Origin of the sequence: Gilliamella sp. Fer4-1 (assembly GCF_001690515.1) — a bacterium.
In the GTDB taxonomy this organism is placed as follows: domain Bacteria; phylum Pseudomonadota; class Gammaproteobacteria; order Enterobacterales; family Orbaceae; genus Gilliamella; species Gilliamella apicola_C.
In genome coordinates this window covers 1-1,460 of sequence record NZ_LZGZ01000310.1, presented here as the reverse complement: position 1 = coordinate 1,460, position 1,460 = coordinate 1, and the positions used below count along the sequence as shown (strand labels likewise).

General features: G+C 28.9%; 2 protein-coding genes. One reads left to right on the top strand and one right to left on the bottom strand.

Annotated features, from left to right (window positions below):
* Positions 1–508, bottom strand: a 508-nt coding sequence (locus A9G30_RS10490; protein ID WP_065588918.1) for an RNA 2'-phosphotransferase, incomplete at its 3' end; no start/stop codon positions are given.
* A gap of 513 nt (positions 509–1,021) precedes the next feature.
* On the opposite strand from A9G30_RS10490, the gene A9G30_RS10485 reads away from it, so the two are divergent.
* The gene (locus A9G30_RS10485) at positions 1,022–1,336 is read left to right on the top strand and encodes a hypothetical protein (RefSeq protein WP_065588917.1); all 315 of its coding nucleotides are present in this window, start codon (positions 1,022–1,024) and stop codon (positions 1,334–1,336) included.
* Positions 1,337–1,460: the final 124 nt, after the last annotated feature.

The window sequence follows — 1,460 nt, the reverse complement described above, 5'->3', positions numbered from 1 at the left end:
TTAACCAAACACCATTATCAGCTAAATAGAACTTGAAGCCTTGTTGATGCATTAACAAAGCTTTTACTTTTAATACAATCGGTTTACCATGTCGTTTGCCTACAGCATTAGCTGTCTGTTCATCGAAAGATAAGTGAACATAATGGCGGTCACCTGCAATTAACCCTTGTTCTTTAATTGAATCAATAAAACGAGTTGCCGTCCCATGATACAAAAATTCTGGTGGGATTTGTTGTTGATATTTGATTTCAACCTGTTTAGTTGAATGTCCTTGTGCAGCACGAATTTTTAACCCATCTTCTGAAATTGTAAAACGTTTTTTATCGCTTGTTTTAACAACTTCTTCAATTAGATCTCTGGTAAGATATTCACCATGTTGATTAGCTTGCATAATTAGCGTTTCAATCTTAACCCACCCATTAGAATCTAAAGCTATACCTATAGCTTCAGGTTGATGTCTTAAAATGTAACTTAGAAATTTACTCGTTTTTTCTAGATTTTTGTTCATGCTTTACCCCTTAACTTTCTAAACTAGCACTTGAGGATATTTTTTAACATCTTTATATCAACAAGATAAATTCAATAATGACTTACTTTATTCTATTTCAATTAGCACAAAACATTCTAATTTATCTTTGCATCGCTTAAAATTTTTATTTGCTATTTTTACTCAGAGGCAAATTAATTCAATAATATTTTCAAAGGTGAAATCGTTGATTATAATTAACGCCATGTTTTTATACCTATTATTAATGTAATTACTATCATTAGCTATTTAATTGTGGCACAAAAATTATTATTAAATTGAAAAGCAGTACTTATAGAATCATGTTTTTGCGATAAGATGATTTTGAAAAAAGCGACACAATTAATGTTCAAAAATAGGGTTTATATATTTATAGAACGGCAAAATAAGCAGCTTAATTTTTTAGGTGAATTATGTATTAAATAGGGTATTTACAAAGCCAGTTTATTTTACCGCTCATTTTATCAATATGGGCAAATAATATGGGCGAATAAAATGATGAAAGATGACAATCTTAAACTTGTAGATGTTAATCTATCCCGATTCGATTTAGATCTAAATCAAAATTTAATTATACTTGAAATTTTGAACATGAATGATGGTGGTGAAATTTGTACTATTAAGATAAATACTATCATTGATCTGAAATATGAAAATAATATAGATGAAGATGATATTTTACCTGTATATATAGGTGAACTTGAAATATCAAAAAACATTGATACAGCATATTATCACCTTAAAATGCAAGGGGGGATAGATTTGTCTATAACTAGCTTACACTGTTTTATTAGCTATCCTAATTTGTAATATATAGCATTTTCTACATTATTAGGCGAAAATGCTGTAATAATATGCATAAAAATGCAAGATTAACGCCTTATCATCGAGAAGCGGTTTAGTGTATTACAATAAAGAAAAAACATAGCCACTG